17 protein-coding genes are annotated in these 18,805 nt (G+C 74.0%); 3 read left to right on the top strand and 14 right to left on the bottom strand.

Annotated elements, in window-relative coordinates:
- Positions 1-361 precede the first annotated feature (361 nt).
- The 4 genes from ACIHAR_RS25870 to ACIHAR_RS25855 form a co-directional block, all read right to left on the bottom strand.
- A complete protein-coding gene (locus ACIHAR_RS25870) occupies positions 362-2,920 on the bottom strand; it encodes a polynucleotide kinase-phosphatase (RefSeq protein WP_400022135.1) in 2,559 nt (852 codons plus the stop codon).
- Complete coding sequence (locus tag ACIHAR_RS25865) at positions 2,917-4,383, bottom strand: 3' terminal RNA ribose 2'-O-methyltransferase Hen1 (RefSeq protein WP_365458609.1); 1,467 nt, start codon at positions 4,381-4,383, stop codon at positions 2,917-2,919. Before ACIHAR_RS25865 ends, ACIHAR_RS25870 begins: the two co-directional genes overlap by 4 nt.
- 107 nt (positions 4,384-4,490) lie before the next feature.
- A complete protein-coding gene (locus ACIHAR_RS25860) occupies positions 4,491-5,426 on the bottom strand; it encodes a DUF4232 domain-containing protein (RefSeq protein ID WP_365458612.1) in 936 nt (311 codons plus the stop codon).
- Positions 5,427-5,641: 215 nt separating this feature from the next.
- Positions 5,642-6,565, bottom strand: a complete 924-nt coding sequence (locus tag ACIHAR_RS25855; protein ID WP_400022132.1) for an LLM class F420-dependent oxidoreductase — start codon at positions 6,563-6,565, stop codon at positions 5,642-5,644.
- 247 nt (positions 6,566-6,812) lie between these two features.
- On the opposite strand from ACIHAR_RS25855, the gene ACIHAR_RS25850 reads away from it, so the two are divergent.
- Entirely contained in the window at positions 6,813-6,974 is a 162-nt protein-coding gene (locus ACIHAR_RS25850) for a hypothetical protein (RefSeq protein ID WP_365458618.1), read from the top strand.
- A gap of 71 nt (positions 6,975-7,045) precedes the next feature.
- On the opposite strand, the gene ACIHAR_RS25845 is transcribed toward ACIHAR_RS25850, so the two are convergent.
- From ACIHAR_RS25845 to ACIHAR_RS25825, 5 genes are all read right to left on the bottom strand, one after another.
- On the bottom strand, positions 7,046-7,504 hold the full coding sequence (locus ACIHAR_RS25845; protein WP_365459044.1) for a DUF6099 family protein: 459 nt from the start codon (positions 7,502-7,504) through the stop codon (positions 7,046-7,048).
- Positions 7,505-8,286: 782 nt separating this feature from the next.
- Complete coding sequence (locus tag ACIHAR_RS25840; protein ID WP_365458620.1) at positions 8,287-8,613, bottom strand: nucleotide pyrophosphohydrolase; 327 nt, start codon at positions 8,611-8,613, stop codon at positions 8,287-8,289.
- A complete protein-coding gene (locus ACIHAR_RS25835; RefSeq protein ID WP_400022129.1) occupies positions 8,610-9,896 on the bottom strand; it encodes an AAA family ATPase in 1,287 nt (428 codons plus the stop codon). The genes ACIHAR_RS25840 and ACIHAR_RS25835 overlap by 4 nt, the downstream gene beginning before the upstream one ends.
- Before the next feature lie 351 nt (positions 9,897-10,247).
- Positions 10,248-10,643: a cell division protein SepF gene (locus ACIHAR_RS25830; RefSeq protein ID WP_365458626.1), complete on the bottom strand. Its 396-nt coding sequence runs from the start codon at positions 10,641-10,643 to the stop codon at positions 10,248-10,250.
- Between the two features lie 147 nt (positions 10,644-10,790).
- Positions 10,791-11,306: a YceI family protein gene (locus ACIHAR_RS25825; protein WP_400022126.1), complete on the bottom strand. Its 516-nt coding sequence runs from the start codon at positions 11,304-11,306 to the stop codon at positions 10,791-10,793.
- A gap of 109 nt (positions 11,307-11,415) precedes the next feature.
- Between ACIHAR_RS25825 and ACIHAR_RS25820 the strand changes: the two genes are divergently transcribed.
- Positions 11,416-12,024, top strand: coding sequence for a MarR family winged helix-turn-helix transcriptional regulator (locus ACIHAR_RS25820; protein ID WP_400022124.1), 609 nt, complete (start codon positions 11,416-11,418; stop codon positions 12,022-12,024).
- A gap of 182 nt (positions 12,025-12,206) precedes the next feature.
- Here ACIHAR_RS25820 and ACIHAR_RS25815 read toward each other — a convergent pair whose 3' ends face one another.
- Positions 12,207-13,094: an NAD(P)-dependent oxidoreductase gene (locus tag ACIHAR_RS25815; RefSeq protein WP_400022143.1), complete on the bottom strand. Its 888-nt coding sequence runs from the start codon at positions 13,092-13,094 to the stop codon at positions 12,207-12,209.
- Positions 13,095-13,234: 140 nt separating this feature from the next.
- On the opposite strand from ACIHAR_RS25815, the gene ACIHAR_RS25810 reads away from it, so the two are divergent.
- Positions 13,235-13,831, top strand: a complete 597-nt coding sequence (locus tag ACIHAR_RS25810; RefSeq protein ID WP_365458638.1) for a TetR/AcrR family transcriptional regulator — start codon at positions 13,235-13,237, stop codon at positions 13,829-13,831.
- A 9-nt stretch (positions 13,832-13,840) separates the two neighbouring features.
- Here the strand turns inward: ACIHAR_RS25810 and ACIHAR_RS25805 are convergent, their stop codons facing one another.
- The 4 genes from ACIHAR_RS25805 to ACIHAR_RS25790 form a co-directional block, all read right to left on the bottom strand.
- On the bottom strand, positions 13,841-15,016 hold the full coding sequence (locus tag ACIHAR_RS25805) for a pyridoxal phosphate-dependent aminotransferase (RefSeq protein WP_400022122.1): 1,176 nt from the start codon (positions 15,014-15,016) through the stop codon (positions 13,841-13,843).
- 322 nt (positions 15,017-15,338) lie between these two features.
- A complete protein-coding gene (locus tag ACIHAR_RS25800) occupies positions 15,339-16,298 on the bottom strand; it encodes an SDR family oxidoreductase (protein ID WP_400022120.1) in 960 nt (319 codons plus the stop codon).
- On the bottom strand, positions 16,295-17,911 hold the full coding sequence (locus ACIHAR_RS25795; protein ID WP_400022118.1) for an FAD-dependent oxidoreductase: 1,617 nt from the start codon (positions 17,909-17,911) through the stop codon (positions 16,295-16,297). Before ACIHAR_RS25795 ends, ACIHAR_RS25800 begins: the two co-directional genes overlap by 4 nt.
- The coding region (locus ACIHAR_RS25790; protein WP_400022116.1) for a class I SAM-dependent methyltransferase at positions 17,908-18,805 on the bottom strand (898 nt) is incomplete at its 5' end. The genes ACIHAR_RS25795 and ACIHAR_RS25790, both read right to left, overlap by 4 nt.

Here is an 18,805-nt window from a genome sequence, read left to right as displayed (position 1 = left end):
GCGCGCCGGCGCCACGACCCCGCTTACCGCCGCGGGCGGCCGAGGGAGCATCCGGGCTGCGCACCGGCGCCACGACCCGCTCCGGCCGGAGGGCGAGTGCGGGTGCGTCCTGGCTGCGCGCCGGCGCCACGACCCCGCTTACCGCCGCGGGCGGCCGAGGGAGCATCCGGGCTGCGCACCGGCGCCACGACCCGCTCCGGCCGGAGGGCGGGTGCGGGTGCGTCCTGGTTGCGCGCCGGCGCCAGGAGCCGCTCCGGCCGGAAGGCGGGCGCGGGAGCGTCCGGGCTGCGCGCCGGCGCCACGACCCGCTCCCGCCGCAGGGCCGGCTGATGGGAGGGTGTGCCCTCCCACCAGCCGGTGCTTACAGTCTCGGGTCCACCGGTTCCGACTCCAGTGCCAGGACGCCGAACACCGCCTCGTGGACCCGCCACAGCGGCTCGCCCTCGGACAGGCGGGCCAGGGCCTCCAGGCCGAGGGCGTACTCGCGGATCGCGAGGGAGCGCTTGTGGTTCAGGAAGCGGCCGCGCAGGCGGGCCAGGTTGTCGGGGCGGGTGTACTCCGGACCGTAGATGATCCGGAGGTACTCGCGGCCCCGGCACTTGATGCCGGGCTGGACCAGTCGGTCCTCCGTGCCGCGCACGAGCGCGCCGAGCGGCTTGACGACCATGCCCTCACCGCCGCGGCCGGTCATCTCCAGCCACCAGTCGACGCCGGCCTGGACCGACTCGGGGTCGGTCGTGTCGACGTACAGGCGGCGGGTGGTCTGGAGCAGGCCGGTGGTGTCGTGCTCCACCAGCCGGTCCAGCAGGGCCAGTTGCTCGTCGTGGGGCAGGCCCGCCAGGCTGCGGCCCTGGACGGCGAGGATCTGGAACGGGGCCAGGCGTACGCCGTCCAGCCCGTCCGTGGTCCAGCAGTAGCGCCGGTACGCCTCGGTGAACGCGGCCGCGTCCGAGGCCCGGTCGCGCTGGCGGGACAGGAGGTCGGTGACGTCGACGCCCCTGGCGGCCGCGCCCTCCAGCGCGGCCAGGGCGCCGGGGAAGACCGCCCCGGACGCGGCGCCGACGGCCGCGTACTGCGAGCGCAGCAGGCCGGAGGCCTTCAGCGACCAGGGCATCAGCTCGGCGTCCAGCAGGATCCAGTCGGTTTCCAGTTCCGTCCAGAGGCCGGCCTCGTCCACGGCGGTGCGGATCCGGGCGAGGATCTCCTCCGTCACCGCCTCGTCGTCGAAGAAGGGGCGGCCGGTGCGGGTGTAGAGGGATCCGGTCGGGCCGTTCACCCCGAAGCGCTTCCCGGCCGCCTCCGCGTCGCGGCACACGAGGGCCACCGCCCGCGAGCCCATGTGCTTCTCCTCGCACACGACCCGCCCGACGCCGTCCTGCGCGTACTGCGCGAACGCCTCCGCCGGGTGCTCTAGGTAGCCCTCGACACGGCTGGTCGCCGTCGGGGCCATGGTCGGCGGGAGGTACGGCAGCAGGCGCGGGTCGACGGCGAAGCGGCTCATGACCTCCAGGGCCGCGGCCGCGTTCTCCTCGCGGACGGAGATGCGGCGCTGGCCCTCGTAGCGGGTCTCGACGACGCGTCGGCCGTGCACGTCGGCCAGGTCCAGCGGGCGGCCGTCGTGCCCGCCCGGCGCCTCTGAGCGCAGCGGCTTCGTCGGCTCGTACCAGACCCGCTCGGCCGGTACGTCGACCAGTTCCCGCTCCGGCCACCGCAGCGCGGTCAGCTTGCCGCCGAAGACGGCGCCGGTGTCCAGGCAGATGGTGTTGTTCAGCCAGGTCGCCTCGGGGACGGGCGTGTGGCCGTAGACCACTGCCGCGCGGCCCCGGTAGTCCTCCGCCCACGGGTAGCGCACCGGCAGGCCGAACTCGTCCGTCTCACCGGTGGTGTCGCCGTACAGCGCGTGCGAGCGGACCCGGCCGGAGGTGCGGCCGTGGTACTTCTCCGGCAGACCGGCGTGGCAGACGACGAGCCTGCCGCCGTCGAGGACGTAGTGGCTGACGAGACCGTCGATGAACTCCCGTACCTCGGCGCGGAACTCCTCGCTCTCGCCCTCCATCTGCGCGATGGTCTCGGCGAGGCCGTGGGTGTGCTGCACCTTGCGGCCGCGCAGGTGACGCCCGTACTTGTTCTCGTGGTTGCCGGGCACGCACAGGGCGTTGCCCGACTTCACCATCGCCATCACACGGCGCAGTACGCCCGGGCTGTCCGGGCCGCGGTCGACGAGGTCGCCGACGAAGACGGCCTGCCGGCCCTCCGGGTGGACGCCGTCGACGTAGCCCAGCTTGCCGAGCAGCGACTCCAGTTCGGAGGCACAGCCGTGGATGTCGCCGATGATGTCGAACGGACCGGTGAGATGGGTCAGGTCGTTGAAGCGCTTCTCGGTGACGACGGTGGCGTTCTCGACGTCCTCGACGCCGCGCAGGACGTGGACCTTGCGGAAGCCCTCGCGCTCCAGGTGCCTGAGCGACCGGCGCAGTTCGCGGGTGTGGCGCTGGATGACCCGGCGCGGCATGTCGGCCCGGTCGGTGCGGGCCGCGTTGCGTTCGGCGCACACCTCCTCCGGCACGTCCAGCACGATGGCTATGGGCAGCACGTCGTGCTGCCTGGCCAGGTCGATCAGCTGGCGGCGTGCGTCCTGCTGCACGCTGGTGGCGTCCACGACCGTGCGCCGGCCGGCCGCGAGCCGCTTGCCCGCTATGTAGTGCAGGACGTCGAAGGCGTCCCGGGTGGCGCTCTGGTCGTTCTCGTCGTCGGAGACGAGACCGCGGCAGAAGTCGGAGGAGATGACCTCGGTGGGCTTGAAGTGCCTGCGGGCGAAGGTGGACTTGCCCGAGCCGGAGGCGCCGACCAGCACGACGAGGGAGAGGTCGGTGACGGGCAGGACGCGGCCCTGCTTCCGGGAAACCTGGGTCTCGGTCATGCTGCCTTCGCCTCCTTCTCGGGGGTGCTGATCGTGAACAGGGCCATCTGGGTGGGCGGGCCGACCTCGGGGTCGTCGGGGCCGACGGGGGCGTACGCGACGTCGTAGCCGTGCCGGGCGGCCACCGCGTCCGCCCATGTGCGGAACTCCTCGCGGGTCCACTCGAAGCGGTGGTCGCCGTGCCGGACGTGCCCGGCCGGGAGGGTCTCCCAGCGGACGTTGTACTCGACGTTCGGGGTGGTCACCAGGACCGTGCGCGGGCGGGCCGCGCCGAACACCGCGTACTCCAGGGCGGGCAGCCTGGGCAGGTCGAGGTGCTCGATCACCTCGCTGAGCACGGCGGCGTCGTAGCCCTTGAGCCGGGTGTCGGTGTAGGCGAGCGAGCCCTGGAAGAGCTTGACGCGGGAGGCCTGACGCTCGCCCATGCGGTCCAGCTTCAGCCGCCGGGACGCGATGGTGAGCGCGCGCATCGACACGTCGACGCCGACGATCTCGGTGAACCGCGGGTCCTTCAGCAGCGCCTGCACCAACTGGCCCTGTCCGCAGCCGAGGTCGAGCACCCGGGCGGCGCCTGACGCCTGGAGAGCCGCGACGATCGCCTCCCGGCGCTGCACCGCCAGCGGAGTCGGCTTCTCCTCGGTCTCCGCCTCCCCCTCGACCGCGTTGTCGATCTCCTCGACCGCGCTGTCGTCGGCCTCGGCGAGCCGCACCAGCTCCAGCCGCTCCATCGCCTGCCGGGTCAGCGACCAGCGGCGGGACAGGTATCGGCTGGTGATCAGCTTCTGCTCGGGGTGGTCGGGCAGCCAGCCCTCACCCGCGCGCAGCAGCTTGTCGACCTCGTCGGAGGAGACCCAGTAGTGCTTGGCGTCGTCGAGGACGGGCAGCAGGACGTAGAGGTGGCGCAGCGCCTCGGCGACCGTCAGGGTGTCGGCTTCGAGGACCAGGCGCACGTACCGCGAGTCGCCCCACTGCGGGAACTCGGCGTCCAGTGCGACCGCTTCGGCGGTCACCGTCCAGCCGAGCGGCTCGAACAGACGCCGTACGAGGTCGGATCCGCCGCGAGCGGGCAGCGCGGGCACCTCGACCCGCAACGTCCGCGGCTGAGCGGGAAGTTCGGGTTTCGCTGCGCAGACTCCGCGCATCGCGCTGGAGAACACGGCGCTCAGCGCGACCGCGAGCAGTGAGGAGGCCGCGTACGGGCGGTCGTTGACGTACTGCGCGAGTGCCGCGTCGGGAGCGCCTCCGCGTCCCTTGCCCTTGCCGCGCCGGACCAGCGCCACGGCATCCACCTCCAGCAGGAGCGCCGCCGTGCAGCGCTGCGCGTCCGCCTCGGGATAGAGGACGTGCGCCTTGCCGTAGGAGGTGGAGAACGCCTGCGCCTTGTCGGGATGCTTGTGCAGCAGGAAGCCCAGGTCGGTGGCGGGGCGTTGGGGAGTGCCGGTGGTGGTGATCGTCAGGAACACGGTGGGTGCCTCGAAAGGGTTCGGAAGGAGCGAAGGCGCTGGTGGTGCGCCTGCGCGCACCACCAACGTACAGAGAACGGCCTGGCGGCACCCCGGAATTTTCCGCCCTACTCCTCCGCCCGCTTCCAGGGCCTGACGCCGAGCTTCCCGGTGGTCCCGAGGTCGAGGTGGGGCGTCACCGTCACGGGGGCGGCGCCCGCCTTGGCGCGGACCCGGACGTACGGGACGTTCACGGGCGTCCCGAAGTCGGTGGTGTTGCGCCACACCAGGCTCGCGGTGGCCTTCTCGCCGGGCTTCAGGGTGACCGGCCGGGGCGGCTCGTCGGGCCCCGCGCCGGTGGTGATCTCACCGCTGCCCTGGAGGATCCGCACGCCGTCGACCGGTTCGCGGGCGTCGTCCAGCAACTCCAGCAGCGGGTAGCCGTTGACGATGTACGCGCCCGTCCCGCAGTTCTCCAGGTGCAGTCCGACGACGCGCAGGCCCATGGCGGCGTCGCCCTCGTCGGCCGTCACCCGGATCCCCGAGGAGGGGCAGTCGCCGGCCTCGGCCGGCGCCTCGTCCGCCGGGACCTTCGTCACCTTGGAGACCTTCACCCGCGTCACGGGGGACGGCCCGGGCGCCGGCCCGCCCGGCTTCACCGTCCCGCGCACCGTCTGGCCGGGTCCGACCGCGCGCACGGTCTCCCGCTGGCTGTCCATCACTTCCCCGGAGCTCGTCGTGAAGCTGAAGAGGATCGTGTACGTCAGCGCCTCGGTGCCCTCGTTGGTGACCTCGTACGCGGCGGAGATGCCGGAGTCGGCGGGGACGGCGGGGAAGGGCTCCGCCTGGACGCCTCCCCTCTGGCTGGGGGACGGCGAGGCGGCGGGGAGGGTCACGGCGGTGATCCGTACGCCGTCGACGCCCGGATCGGTCACCTGGGTGCGGGGCGGCGGACCGGCCGCGCCGGGGCCGTTGTCCTGCGTACCGGCACGCTCCGTTCCACACGCCGTCAGTAACAGACAGGCGGCGAGGGCGGGGAGGAGGAGGGGGGCGGGTCTGCGCATTCGGTCACCTCATCAGGACCCGCCCCGAACACCTGTGGCGGAGGCCACAGTTCCGGTCACAGGGCTGTCACAGGTGGGGCGGGGTGGGTGCACGGGCGCGAGCCGGTACCTCCGTCGTCGGCCGCCGGGCGAGCCGGGAGAGTTGCCGTACCTCCGTCGTGGGCGCCGGGCCCGGACAACGATGTCCGGGCCCGGAGCGGGTGACCGGTGCGGTCCTACGACAGCTGCGCCTGCACCTGGGTGGAGATCAGCTCCAGGTGGTCCAGGTCGTGCAGGTCGAGGAACTGGAGGTAGATCCGGCGCGAGCCGATGTCGGCGTAGCGGCCGATCTTGTCGACGACCTCCGCCGGGGTGCCGGCCAGGCCGTTGCTCTTGAGTTCGTCGACCTCGCGGCCGATCGCGGCGGCTCGGCGGGCGACCTCCTGGTCGTCCTTGCCGACGCAGACCACGAGGGCGTTGGAGTACGTGATGGCGTCGGCGGCGCGCCCGGCCTCCTCGGCGGCGGCCCGCACCCGGCCGAACTGGCGCTCGCTGTCCTCGATCGAGCCGAACGGCATGTTGAACTCGTCGGCGTACCGGGCGGCCAGCCGCGGCGTGCGGCTCGCGCCGTGGCCGCCGATCAGCACGGGGATCTTCGCCTGCGTGGGCTTGGGCAGCGCGGGCGAGTCACTGAGGTCGTAGTACTTGCCGTGGAAGTCGAAGGTCTTGCCGGCGTCCGTGCCCCACAGGCCGGTGACGATCTCCAGCTGCTCCTCCAGCCGGCCGAACTTCTCCTTCGGGAAGGGGATCCCGTACGCCCTGTGCTCCTCCTCGAACCAGCCGGCGCCCAACCCGAGTTCGACGCGGCCGCCGGACATCTGGTCGACCTGGGCGACCTGGATGGCGAGGACGCCGGGCAGCCGGAAGGTGGCCGCGGTCATCAGCGTGCCGAGGCGGATGCGCCGGGTCTCCCTGGCGAGGCCGGCGAGGGTGATCCAGGCGTCGGTGGGGCCGGGCAGGCCGTCCACGGAGCCCATCTTGAGGTAGTGGTCGGAGCGGAAGAAGGCGTCGAAGCCCAGGTCCTCGGTGGCCTTCGCGACGGTGAGCAGGGTGTCGTAGGTCGCCCCCTGCTGGGGCTCGGTGAAGATACGGAGATCCATGCTCTCCATCCTGCACTCCGGGACCCCCGTCAACCGCATCGGTCCCCCTGCCCCCGTCGGTCCCCGGTCGGGGTGAAAAACATCGGCGCCGGACGCGGGCGGTCACCGGGCCAGTGACCCGCTCCGGCGGTGATCGTTGGCTGGGCGGTGCCGGACCGCCCGGCGCCCGCGCCCGGCAGCTCACCGCCCGGGGCGTCACGCAGGTCGGCCCTCTCTCACGGGGGGCCGGGGGCCCGAGGAGGCCGTCATGTCCGAGGAAACCGTGGGCTCCGCCGGTCAGCCGAAGGGGTTGCTGCAGCAGATGGAGGAGCTGATGGCGGCGCTGAACGCGGACCTGTCCGCGCTGGAGAACCTGCAGGCGGCGGGGGGTTCGGGCCGGGCACCGGCCGAAGAGGGGGAGGTCGGCTGAGTCCCGCCGCTTCGGGGGCGGCCGCCCCCGGACCCGCGTCGGCTACGACCCCGGACGCTCCTCGCCCCCTCTCATCTCTCCGGCAACGCCCCCTCCCGCGCCGCCAGCTTGCGCAGCATCTCCAGGACCCGGTCCCTGGCCTCGTCCGCCGCGTCGATGGCCTCCATGCACTGCCAGTAGGTGACCTCGTCCGCCGCGCTGGCGAGGCCGACGAGGGCGATACCGACCTCGCCGAGCAGTCCACCGAGGTCCAGAAGGGCCTGGCGGGCGTCGTCCAGTTCGGTGAGCTGGGCGGCGCGCAGGTCACCGGGGTCGAGGACCGGCGCGTCCAGCACACCGCAGCCTCTTCCCGCCAGCTCGGTCAACCCCAGGGCCTCGCCGCGTAGTTCGGGCGGACCGGAGACCGCGAGCCGGCTGCCGATCGCCTGGGCGAGCGCCTGCGCCTGCCACACCTCCGCCAGTGTCCGAGGCCCGTCGCCGCTGCCGGCGAGAGCACGCCTGCTCGCCAGGATGAGCCGCACCGCGTCCATGCGCCGCCCCCGTCCGTCCTGACGTGCTCTTCGCACGTCCGTCGCTCGAACTCCCTTGTCCACTACCCAGAGTGAGGGTCTGTGGTGCGAAAAGCCAGAGGAAGACGGAAATCTGTGGACAACAAATCGGTTTCGGGCGGACTGATGACTCCGGAGAGTGATAGCGGAGGACGGGGTTCCTGGCGGAAGCGGCGGGTGGGGGCGCGGGCGGGGGGCGGCGACTGCGGGTGGCGCGGGCCGGGGGCGGCGGCGGGTCGCGGGGGCCGGGGCGGCGGCGGGTGGCGCGGGGCGGGGGCGGCGGCTTCGGGCGCGGGCGCGGCATGGGCGGTGGATCGGTGAGGGTCCCCAGGGCGGAGGGGTGGTGGCCTGGGCGCGGGCGGACGGCGGTCCAGGGACGGAATGCGCGGCCCGGGCACGGGCGAACGGCGGCACAGGCACGGAAGGGCAGGAAGGGCCGCGGGCCCGGGCACGGGCGAACGGCGGCACAGGCACGGAAGGGCAGGAAGGGCCGCGGGCCCGGACGCGGGCGGACGGCGGCACAGGCGCGGAAGGGCCGCGGCCTGGACACCCCCGTCGGGGCGCCAGCCCGAATACGTACGGGTGGTTCCCGGGGCGCGGGCTGGCGGCGGCCCGGCGGTCAGGGCCGCCACCCGGGTGCGTGCAGGCGGCAGCCCTGGCGCGTGCAGGCGGCAGCCCTGGCGCGTGCAGGCGGCAGCCCTGGCGCGTGCAGGCGGCGGCCCTGCGTACAGGCGGCAGCCCTGGCGCGACCGGCGGTGTCGCCGCTACGGCGCCGGGAACCTCAGTTCGTTGCGGTCGATCTTCGCGTCCAGCGCCGCCAGCGGATCGATTCCGAGCACCTCGCACAGCTGCAGCAGATAGGCGAGCACGTCGGCGACCTCGTCGGTCACCCGGTGGGCGGTGTCCGGGTCGTCCATCACGCGGGCCGACTCCTCCGGCGTCAACCACTGGAAGATCTCGACCAGTTCGGAGGCTTCCACGCTGAGCGCGGAGACGAGGTTCTTGGGGGTGTGGTACGGCTGCCAGTTCCGCGCGGCCGCGAAATCGGCCAGCCTGCGCTGCAGCTTCGCCACGTCGAGGTGTTCTGTCACGCGTCCAGGTGTACCACTGTGACTCCGTCGGTCCCGGTGGCCCAGGAGGCGTCGCTCACCGCTCCCACGCAGCGGATGTGCCCGCGCTCGCCCATCCGGACCGCGAGCCGCAGCAGCTCCCTGCGCTGCCGTAGGTCCAGCCCGCGGTCGAAGCCGTCGGCGAGGACGGTGAGGGTGCGCATGGCGTCGGGCACCTCGCCGGGCGGGTCGACGTCCAGGACGCCGGGGCCGGTCAGCAACACCAGAGTGAGCGCGAGAAAGCGCAGTTCCCCGTCACCGAGGCGGGACAGCTCGGTGCGCGGGGCGGCGCCCCGGTCGAGCAGGGCGCGCACGGTGCCGTCGCCGACGGGTTCGGCGAACAGGTCGGTCACCGGTCCGCAGCAGCCGGTGCGCACCGCGGCGACGAGCTGTGCGTGTCGGCGGGTGCACTCCGAGCGGGTGCGCCGGACCACGTCGGCGAGGTTGTCGCAGCCGCCGATCAGCCGGCCGGCGCCGGCGGGCACGGGGGCGCGCATCCGCTCGGGCCGCGGGTCGCAGGCGAAGACGGAACGCAGGGCCACCAGCATCTGCTCGGCCGCGGCGAGTACCCGGCGCTGCCCGTCGGTCTTGCCCGCAACGCGCAGCGGGAGCAGTGCGGTGGCCAGGCGGTCGTCGGGAAGCGGGGCGCGGGTGACCGGTGAGGAACCGGCGGTGTGCCAGGCGGCCTGCACCGTGCGCCGCCCCGGGTCGCGCAGAGCGGTCTCCAGCAGCACGAGCCCGTCCGCGGTCAGCCGCTCCCCCACGATGCGCAGATCGGGCTCGGCCTGGACCGCCACGTCGAGCCGGACCGGGCCGACGGGCCCGTCGGCCGTGCAGCCGATACGGAAACCCCGGCGCCGTTGGGCATCGGGCCGCGCCCGCTCGGGCACACAGGCCACCGGATCGGGGAAGACCTCGTCCAGGCCGGCGCCGCCTGCGAGCCGGGCCAGCGCCTCGTACGCCCGGAGCGCGGTGGTCTTGCCGCTGCCGCTGGGACCTGCGAGGAGAGTCACCGGCCCGAGCGGGAACCTGGCCCGCCGGTGCCCGGCGAACGCCGACAAGCGCAACTCGGTGAGACAGGGCCGGGTCGGACGTGGCTGAGGGGTGGGGGCAGGCGGTTCCACTTCGGCCGAGGGCCGCTTCAAGCGGTCCGGAGGCTGCTTCGAAGAGCGCCGGGCGGACAGCCCCCTCGCGTCGTCGCCGGACGGGGTCCGGGCGGGCGCGGCGGGGGATAAGGACGCGGGGGAAGAGGGCGGGACGGCCATAGGCGGACCGTAGGACTCCACCCGCTCGGCGAACCGTTCCGTCCTGCGGAGCTTCCTACGAACGGGCGACAGCGGAGGTGGACAGGAGACGCCGGCCCGACCGCGGCAGCCCGCCCGGACACGCGCCCGCGCCCTGTTCGTCCGGGAGCCCCGGGTTCACGGATCCCCGCCTGCCGTCCCGGAACCCCGCCCGGACACGGACACCCGCCCCGCCGTCACGGAACCCCGCCCGGACACGGACCCCCGCCCGGCAGTGAGGCCCCACGTCACAGCCCGAGGACGCACCCCCAGGCGTGGACGGCGTACCGGACGTGCTCCGGATGTCCGCCCTCCCCCGTACCGGCGCGCGTCTCACACCCCGGGGACGCCCGCCCCCTCCATGATCCCGCTCACCTCGGTCCCCGGTGGGGTCAGCAGGAACACGTTGCGATCGACGCGGTGCATGCCGCTGGCCAGGCCGAAGACGACGCCCGTGGAGAAGTCCAGGACGCGCTTGGCGACCTCGGTCTCCGCGCCGGTGAGGTCCAGGAGGACCGGGATGCCCGCCATCAGGGTCTCGGCGACCTCGCGGGCGTCCGCGAAGACGTTGACCCGGAGGACGACGAACCGACGGCGGGTCTCCGTCTCCGCGTCCGGCAGTGCGTGGTGGTCGACCGCCGACGGCCACGCGTCCCGGCCACGCAACGGAACGACCTGAGCGAGCCCTTCCCACTGTTCATCGGTGACGTCGTAACGGTTCACCGGCACCCCCCGAACTGACTCGCACTCAATGCCTGCACCAGCCAATTCTTACGCCATGTCACCCGTTCGGCCCAACAGCGACACGGACCGCGACCGTCCCGGGGGCCACATCCCGGCTCCGCGACGCCACCACGCCGGCCTCGCGGCAGCCGGTCAGCCGTCGACGCGCGTGAAGCGGAGCGACGTCGTCACGGTGGTCAGACCGCGCATCATGCCCATCTGGTTCCACCCCATGTCGAACTGGGCGCGGTCCACGGTGAACTCGGCCTCGAGCGTGAGGGCGTCCGGGGCGGCGCCGCTCAGCCGCGCGGTGAAGGAGTGCGGCCTGCTGATGCCGCGCACGGTCAGCCGACCGGAGACCTGGACGGTACCGCCGTCGCGGAGTTCGACGGAACGGGCCGCGAAAGTGATCTCGGGGTGTCGGTCGGCGTCGAAGAAGTCGGCGCCGCGCAGATGCGTGTCGCGCTTGGCGTTCCGCGTGTCGAGGGAGGTCACGTCCAGGGTCAGGGTGCCGGTGGCGGTCCCGTCGGCCGCCACCTCGCCTTCGCCGCTGACGGCGGCGAAGGCGCCCTTGACGGTGACCAGGCCCCACATCGTCCTGTGCTGCAGCGCAACGGTGGAGGCACGCGCGTCGAGCTGCCACAGCCCGGTTTCCACGGCGACGGTCATGGTCCTTCTCCCGATTCGGTGGTTCAAATTTGGATGACCTCACCGTAGCCGGTCATCCAAAACTGAACAACCCAGTCGTCCAAAATGGGACCACAGGTACACTCTGACCATGGCTGCCCCCGATGAGCCCGCCCCCGACCTGCGCGAATGCCCCTCCGTCCAGAGCGACGGCCTGCTGCCCCCCGAGCTGCGCGCGTGGATGGTGCTGCTGGCGGCGACGGGAGCGGTGGAGCAGCGGCTGCGGTCGGTCGTGAAGGAACGGCTCGACGTCTCGCACGACGAGTTCCTCGTCCTGTGTCTGCTGGCGGAGCAGCCCAGGGAAGGTCTTCGGATGACGCGGATCGCGGAGCTGCTGGGCCGCCCCAAGACACGCCTCACCTACCAGATCGCCTGCCTCCAGCACGCCGGTCTGGTCACCCGCAAGTCGGTGTGCGGGGACAAGCGGGGTGTCGAGGTCGCCCTCACCGACAAGGCCCGCCGCCTGCTGCACGAGTCGTCCGAGGCGCTGTCCACGACGGTCACCGACGCACTGGCCCATGTCATGGGGCCGACCCAGCGGTCCGCCGTGTGCGGGCTGGTGCCGGACCTGTTCGGGGGCGCGGAAGACGACCCGGGCGAGTGGCGGCGCGCGGACTCCGAGGGGGGCCCGGGCGCGACGCGGGACACCGGCCGGGAGCGGAACACGGCTCCGTCGACGGAGACCACCGTCGAGCCCTGACCACGGCCTGCGTCACCCCCGTGGGCGTCACCGCGGCATCAGGCGTCGCAGCCGTCGCGACGGCGGGCGGGGCGGCGGTCGGGGCGCGGACGGCGAGCCCCGCACATCGGCTGACCCGTGGTCCTGCTGGCGTACGCCGTCCCGCCGGCGCCCGCGGCCCTGCCGGTGGCCCTCAGACCGCCTCAGCCCTCGACGCGTACACCGTCCGTCCGGGATTCCAGTGCGTGCAGCACGGCGACCATGTCCTCGTCTCCGTGCCCTTGGGCCACGGTCTCGTCGAAGAGGGCGTGGCAGACGTCGAGGAGGGGTGAGGCCAGGCCGGCCTTGCGGGCGGCTTCGGCGATCAGCCGGTTGTTCTTCAGGACGTCCGCGGCCGCCGCCTGGACGGCGAAGTCGCGGGCCAGCAGCTTGGGCGCCTTCCCCCGCGAGACCGCGCTCGCCATCGGGCCCGCGTCCAGGACGTCCCGGAGCAGCCGTTGGTCGAGCCCGTGCCGGTCGGCGAAGTGGAACGCCTCGGTCAGCCCGGTGACCAGCGTGATCAGGAAGAGGTTCACCGAGAACTTCATCAGCAGGGCACCCGGGACGTCGCCGCAGTCGAACGCCTCGCGGCACATGGGGGCGAGCAGCGGTCGTACCGCCTCGACGGCGTCGTCGTCGCCCGCCAGCATCGCCACCAGTTGCCCCTGTTCGGCCGGGACCCGGGAACCGGAGACCGGGGCCTCGACGTAGCGGCCGCCCGCGCCGCGGACCTCGTCCCGCAGTCCGCCCGAGTACTCCGGCGAGGTCGTGCCCATGTGCACGAGGGTGCGTCCGGCGACGCGCGCGGCGAAGTCCGGGGTGCCGCGGTGGAGGACCTCGTCGACGGCGGTCTCGTCGGCCAGCATGAGGATCACGACCTCCGCCCGGTCGAAGACCTCGGCGGGGCTCGCCGCGATCTCGGCTCCGACGGCGCGCAGCGGTGCGCACCGGGCCGGTGTGCGGTTCCAGACGAGGAGGGGTGTCCCCGCGCGGGCGAGGTTGAGCGCCATGGGTTGGCCCATGACTCCGAGACCGACGAAACCCACGTACACGATGCACCGCCGTTTCCGGCCCTCGTGGAGCTCAGGAGACCGGGCCGTCGCCACTCCGATTATGACCACGGTCATAGTAGCCGCGTCTATGACCGTGGTCATAGGGTGGGCGGGGACGCACGAGGCAGGGGAGGTCAGGGATGGGCGGGTCCGAGCGAGGGCCGCGGGAGCGGATGGTGTTCAGCGCCGCCCAGCTCATCCGGCGCGACGGCGTGGTCTCGACGGGGATGAGGGAGGTCGCCGCCCATGCCGGGGCGCCGCGCGGTTCGCTGCAGCACTACTTCCCCGGCGGCAAGGAGCAGCTCGTCAACGAGGCGGTGGGCTGGGCGGGCCGGTACGCGGGCAACCGTGTCGCCCGCTTCCTGGCCGCTCTGCCGGAGCCCACGCCCGGCGGGCTGTTCGCGGAGATGGTGCGGCAGTGGACCGACGAGTACGAGACGGCCGGCTTCGCGGGCGGTTGCCCGGTCGCCGCCGCCACCGTGGACTGCTCGGAGTCCGCCGTGTCCACGCGGGAGGCCGCCGCCGCGGCCTTCGCCGCCTGGACCGGACCGGTGGCCCGGGCCCTGGTGGACATGGGTGTGCCCGAGGAGCGGGCCGACGCCCTCGCCACGCTGATGATCAGCTCGCTGGAGGGCGCGATCCTCATCGCCCGGGCCGAACGGGACGTCCGCGCCCTGACGACCGTGGCCCGGGAGCTCGGCCCCGTCCTCGACGCCGCCGTACGGAGGGCCGACTGACCGCCCGCCCTACCGGAGCGTCGCCACGAACTTCCCGAGCCGGCCCACCCCCTCGCGGAGCTCCTCGGCCGACGCCGCGTACGAGAGGCGTACATGGGTCTCCGCCGTGCCGACGCCGAAGTCCCTGCCCGGCGTGAGGGCGACGTGCGCCTCGTGCAGTGCTCGCTCGCAGAACTGCCACGAGGTGAGTCCGGTGCCGCTGACGTCGAAGTACACGTAGAACGCGCCGTCCGGCGGCACGGGAACCGGCAGCCCAATCCGTTCCAGGCCGTCGAGGACGATCGCGCGCCGCTGGAGGAATTCGGCGCGGCGGGCCTCGCAGACCACGAGGGCGTCCGGGGTGAAGCAGGTCAGGGCGGCGTGCTGCGCCGGGGTGGAGGCGCAGAGGAAGTAGTTCTGGGCCAGCCGCTCCATCGCCGGCACGAGCGGCTCGGGGACGACGCACCAGCCCAGCCGCCAGCCGGTCATGCCGAAGTACTTCGAGAAGCTGTTGATGACGACGGCGTCGGGGTCGTACGTCAGCGCGGTGCGCGGCGGCCTGCCCCGGCCGTCGTGGTCGCTGAGGTCGAGGTAGATCTCGTCGACGATGCGCCACGCCTCGCGCTCACGTGCGAGGCCGCACAGCGCGGCGAGCTCGTCGGCCGGGACCGAGGTGCCGGTCGGGTTGGACGGGGTGGCGATCATGAGGCCGCGGGTGTCGTCCGTCCAGTGGGCCCGCACGGACGCCGTGGCCAGCTGGTAGCGGGACTCGGCCGTGGTGGGCACGAGGGTGACCCGGGCGCCGAAGCTTTCGACGATCTGCCGGTTGCAGGGGTAGGAGGGGTCGGCGATGAGCACCTCGTCCCCCGGGTCGACGAGGGCGGCGGTCGCCAGGACCAGCGCGGCCGAGGCTCCCGCGGTCACGACCACCCGGCCCGGGTCGACCTCGACGCCGTGCCGGTCGCGGTAGAACCCGGCGATCGCCTGCCGGAGGGCGGGCAGACCGAGGGCCGCGGTGTAGGCCATGGGCCTTCCGTCCATGGCCTCGCGCATCGCCTCGCGGACGGCCGGGGGCGCGCCGAAGTCGGGTTCGCCGAGGTTGAGCTTCACGACGTGGTGCCCCTCGGCCTCCAGCGCTGCGGCATGCTTGCCGAACTCCATCGCGTAGAACGGGGCGACGCTTCGGGCGCGTTGCGAGATCCTCATGTCACGGTCTCCGGCTCGATGGTGGACGGGTGTCACGACGAGCCGGCTGTCCGGACCGTCGCTGCCATGGTCGCCGACGGCCCGGTCGCCCCATCACGTGGACGGGGCAGGCTTACCGCGGCCGTCCCGTCCCAGCGGGCGAGCGGGCGAGCGGGCGAACGGGGCAGGCTGACCGCCGCCGTCCCGTCCCCGGCGGACGAACGGGGCGCGCGAGGCCGCCGTGGCGGCCGGACTTCGCCCATCTGCGGACGGCGGCCTTCCGTCCCGGCGGGTGGACAAGACGGGCGGGCTCCCGTCGTCTGTCCTGCTGCTCGCGCGCCGCTCAGTTCGCCCGGTCGCCCGGTCGCGGGCCTGCCGCGGACCCGCGCGCCTTCCAGTCGGCGAGGCCGCCCGCGCCCAGTACTCCGGTGCCGGCGGCGAAATCCGCCCCGCTCCGGTGCCCGAGCTCGCGGCGCGACACGCGGGCGACCAGTGCCGGGAAGACGGGGCGCAGCGGCTGGCACCAGCGCAGCCACGGCGGCGCGTAGATCCGGGGAGCGCGGCGGGCGATGCCCGCGGTGAGCAGGCCGGCGACCCGCTGCGGGCTCTGGACGCGGCGGGCGAAGGGGGGCTGATGGGCGCGCAGGGCCCGCAGCACCGGGTTGTCGTCCATGCCGCCGATCATGTCGGTGCCGGTCCAGTGCAGGTAGGCGACGCCGACGGCGATCCCGTCGGCCTCCAGCTCGCAGCGCAGGGCCTGGGCGAAGGACTCCGCGCCCGCCTTGGAGGCGCAGTACGCGCTCATCATGGGCGCCGAGCCGAACGCGGCGGTGGAGGCGACCTGGAGGAAGTAGCCGCGGGTGCGGCCGAGGTGCGGCAGGAAGGCGCGGGCGGTGTTGGCGGCGCCCGTCAGATTGACGTCGACGACCCGCTGCCACAGGTCGGCCGGGGTGTCGCGGAAGGACCCGCTCACGGCGATGCCCGCGTTGGCCACGACCACATCGGCGGGCCCGAGGCGGGCCTCGACCTCGCGTGCGGCGGCGTCCAGGGCGGCCGGGTCGGTGACGTCCGCCTCGGCGCACAGGGTGGGCGCGGGCAGCGCGGCCGACGCCTCGCGCAGCCGCTGCGCCTCCCGGCCGAGCAGCGCCACCCGTGCCCCGGCCTCGGACAGCGCGGCGGCGAGGGCCGCGCCGACACCGCGGGCGGCTCCGGTGACGACGGCCACGCGTCCGCTCAGCGGCCGGGCGGCGGGGTGGGGGTGAGGGGGGCCGGGCCGGGCCGGTCGGTGTCCGCCTGTGTTCATGGCTGTCGTCTCCTGTCGGCCGGCCGCGTGCCGTCGGGCCGTCGGGCGCCCCACACGAGGGCCCGCAGCAGCGCGCCGCGTGCGCGGTCCGGCACCGTCCACAGCGTCTGGCCCCGCACCCCCCAGCGCTCCAGCAGCGCGTTGGCGGCCAGGAAACCGCTCGTGGCGGCGCGCTCCATGAGGGCCACCGGCAGGTCGGTGCGGACCAGGTCGCCGGCGACGACCAGTCCGGGATGCGGGGTGCGGACGGTGGGGCGGTCGGCGTACCTGCCGACCGGGAACAGGGGGCAGTCGTCGTGCCATACGTGGCGGGCGTCGACGACCCCGGCCGTGCGGGTCTCCGGGTAGACGCGGTGGAGCTGGTCGAGGAGACGCTTCTGCTCGACGTCCCGGGGCGCGTCGGGCGGTACGGCGTAGGCGTGCAGCTCGACGACGGAACCGCCCGTGCGGGCGCTCCAGCGGGCCGCTTCGTCCTCCCAGCGTTCCAGCACGCTGATGTTGTCGAGGCCCCCGAAGCCGCTGGTGCCGAGGAAACCGGGCCGCTCCGCCGCGACCGGCTCGTCGAGCCACAGGCGGCTGACCAGGAAGGGCGGGGCGGTGCGCAGCCGGGTGATCCGCTCGCGCCAGGACCTGTCGCCCAGCTGCCCGCAGCTCTCGGCCAGGGAGCGCAGACCGGCGGTGTCGAGGGCGAGGACCACGGCGTCGTAGCGGCGTTCGTCGTGGTCGGTCGCGACCGTGTGGCCGCCGTCCGCGGTGGGCGCGACGTGCTCGACGGCCGTGTCGGTGCGCAGTTCCGCGCCGTGCCCGGTCAGGTAGTCGGCGAGCGGGTGCCACAGGGCGGCCGGGTAGGGAGCGCGGGGGACGTCGAAGAGCAGTCCTTCGGAGGAGCCGAGGAAGTAGATGTGGAACATCAGCGCCATCTCGGCCGCCGACAGTTCGCGCGGGTCGGCGAAGAAGCTGCGGGAGAACACCTCGAAGGCGAGGTGACGGGCGCTCTCGGGGAAGCGTACGGCGTCCAGGAAGTCCTGGGCGCTGGTCGCGTCCAGGCGTTCGTACACCTCGGGCACGCGTACGTCGAGCAGCGGCAGGGCCGCCGCCGGGTTCATGGCGCGCAGGTCCCGCAGCCGGAAGGAGGGGCTGAGCACGACGAAGCCGAGCGCGCTGAGCGGCGGGGTGCGCGGGACGTGCCGGAAGCTGTCGCGCAGACCGCCGGCGTGCAGCAGCGGGTAGTCCGGCAGGCCGGTGAGCCGCTCCAGACCGGGGTCGGTACGGCGCAGCAGGCCGCGCAGGTTGTAGTACTGGCGGAAGAAGGCGTGGAAGCCGCGGCTCATGGTCACCGGCGTGCCGTCGGAGAGCTCGGTCGGCCAGCCGCCGGCCCGCCCGCCGAGGTAGGGCCGCTTCTCGTACACGGTGACGGCCACCTTGCGCTCGGCGAGCGCGGTGGCGGCGGCCAGCCCGGCGATGCCGCCGCCGATCACGGCCACCGCGGGCGGCGGCCCGTCGACGCGGGGAGCACCGGGCCGGGCGGGCAGGACGACCGCCCGCCGGTCGCGGCCCCGGCGGGCGGCGGGCGGTCGGCCGGACGCTGCGGTGGTGGCGGGTGAGGTGCTCATCGCGCTTCCTCCGTCCGCTCGTCGGGCCGGCGGGCGACGAAGGTGTGGGTGATGCCGGTCTGCCAGCCCGGCAGGGGCAGTGCGCGCACCTGTTCGAAGCCGGCCTCACGCAGCCGGCGCGCGAACCTTCCGGCGGTGTCGAACTCGACCACGCTGCGCCACAGGTGCCGGTACAGCGGCCCGTCGCCCAGCAGGGTCGCGGCGGGCTGCACCATCCCCCGGCACACCAGCGTCCACACCGCGCGGTCGCCGCGCCGGCCGCTGAGGGCGTACTCGTGGACGCCGAGCCGGCCGCCCGGCCGCAACAGGCCGCGCACCGCGGCGAGGACTGCGTCGGGGTCGGTCACGTTGCGGAAGAGGTAGGCGGCGAAGACCGCGTCGAAGGGGCCGCGCACGCCGGCCTCGGCCAGGCGCTCGGCGGGGGCGTGGACGAAGGTCACCCCGCTCGCCCACGGCTTGGCCGCCGCCCGCCGGAGCATGCCGGCCGAGGCGTCCACGGCCGTGATGTCGGCGGCGGGGAGCACGGAGCGCAGCGCGGCCGTGGAGGCGCCGGTGCCGCAGCCGAGGTCGAGCAGGCGCAGCCCCTGCCCGTGTCCGGGCAGGCCGAGCCGGCGCGCCGAGCGCCGCAGGTGGGCGTGGTAGCCGGGGTTGGCGGCCACGAGGGTGTCGTAGCTGCGGGAGGCGTGGTCGAAGGCGGCGGCGAGGTGCTCGTCACGCAGGAGGGTCATGCGGTCTCCGTCGGGGGCGGCGGTGGCTGGGTGGGCGGCGGTGCGGTCGGGACGGGGCCGGAGGACGGCGGTGCGGTCGGAGCTCCGGTGGGCGGCGGTGCGGTCGGGGCGGGCCCGGAGGACGGCGGTGAGGTCGGGGTGGTGCTGGAGGACGGCGGAACGGTCG

Origin of the sequence: Streptomyces sp. NPDC052016 (genome assembly GCF_044548445.1) — a bacterium.
In the GTDB taxonomy this organism is placed as follows: Bacteria; Actinomycetota; Actinomycetes; order Streptomycetales; family Streptomycetaceae; genus Streptomyces.
The sequence above is the reverse complement of the archived record's forward strand: the minus strand, read 5'-3'. Positions and strand labels throughout refer to the sequence as shown.

Excerpts from the sequence above, each read along its gene's own strand:
- ACIHAR_RS25870 (WP_400022135.1), bottom strand. The coding sequence starts at position 2,920 with ATGACCGAGACCCAGGTTTCCCGGAAGCAGGGCCGCGTCCTGCCCGTC.
- ACIHAR_RS25860 (WP_365458612.1), bottom strand. The coding sequence starts at position 5,426 with ATGCGCAGACCCGCCCCCCTCCTCCTCCCCGCCCTCGCCGCCTGTCTG.
- ACIHAR_RS25855 (WP_400022132.1), bottom strand. The coding sequence starts at position 6,565 with ATGGATCTCCGTATCTTCACCGAGCCCCAGCAGGGGGCGACCTACGAC.
- ACIHAR_RS25850 (WP_365458618.1), top strand. The coding sequence starts at position 6,813 with ATGTCCGAGGAAACCGTGGGCTCCGCCGGTCAGCCGAAGGGGTTGCTG.
- ACIHAR_RS25845 (WP_365459044.1), bottom strand. The coding sequence starts at position 7,504 with ATGGACGCGGTGCGGCTCATCCTGGCGAGCAGGCGTGCTCTCGCCGGC.
- ACIHAR_RS25835 (WP_400022129.1), bottom strand. The coding sequence starts at position 9,896 with ATGGCCGTCCCGCCCTCTTCCCCCGCGTCCTTATCCCCCGCCGCGCCC.
- ACIHAR_RS25825 (WP_400022126.1), bottom strand. The coding sequence starts at position 11,306 with ATGACCGTCGCCGTGGAAACCGGGCTGTGGCAGCTCGACGCGCGTGCC.
- ACIHAR_RS25820 (WP_400022124.1), top strand. The coding sequence starts at position 11,416 with ATGGCTGCCCCCGATGAGCCCGCCCCCGACCTGCGCGAATGCCCCTCC.
- ACIHAR_RS25810 (WP_365458638.1), top strand. The coding sequence starts at position 13,235 with ATGGGCGGGTCCGAGCGAGGGCCGCGGGAGCGGATGGTGTTCAGCGCC.
- ACIHAR_RS25805 (WP_400022122.1), bottom strand. The coding sequence starts at position 15,016 with ATGAGGATCTCGCAACGCGCCCGAAGCGTCGCCCCGTTCTACGCGATG.
- ACIHAR_RS25800 (WP_400022120.1), bottom strand. The coding sequence starts at position 16,298 with ATGAACACAGGCGGACACCGACCGGCCCGGCCCGGCCCCCCTCACCCC.
- ACIHAR_RS25795 (WP_400022118.1), bottom strand. The coding sequence starts at position 17,911 with ATGAGCACCTCACCCGCCACCACCGCAGCGTCCGGCCGACCGCCCGCC.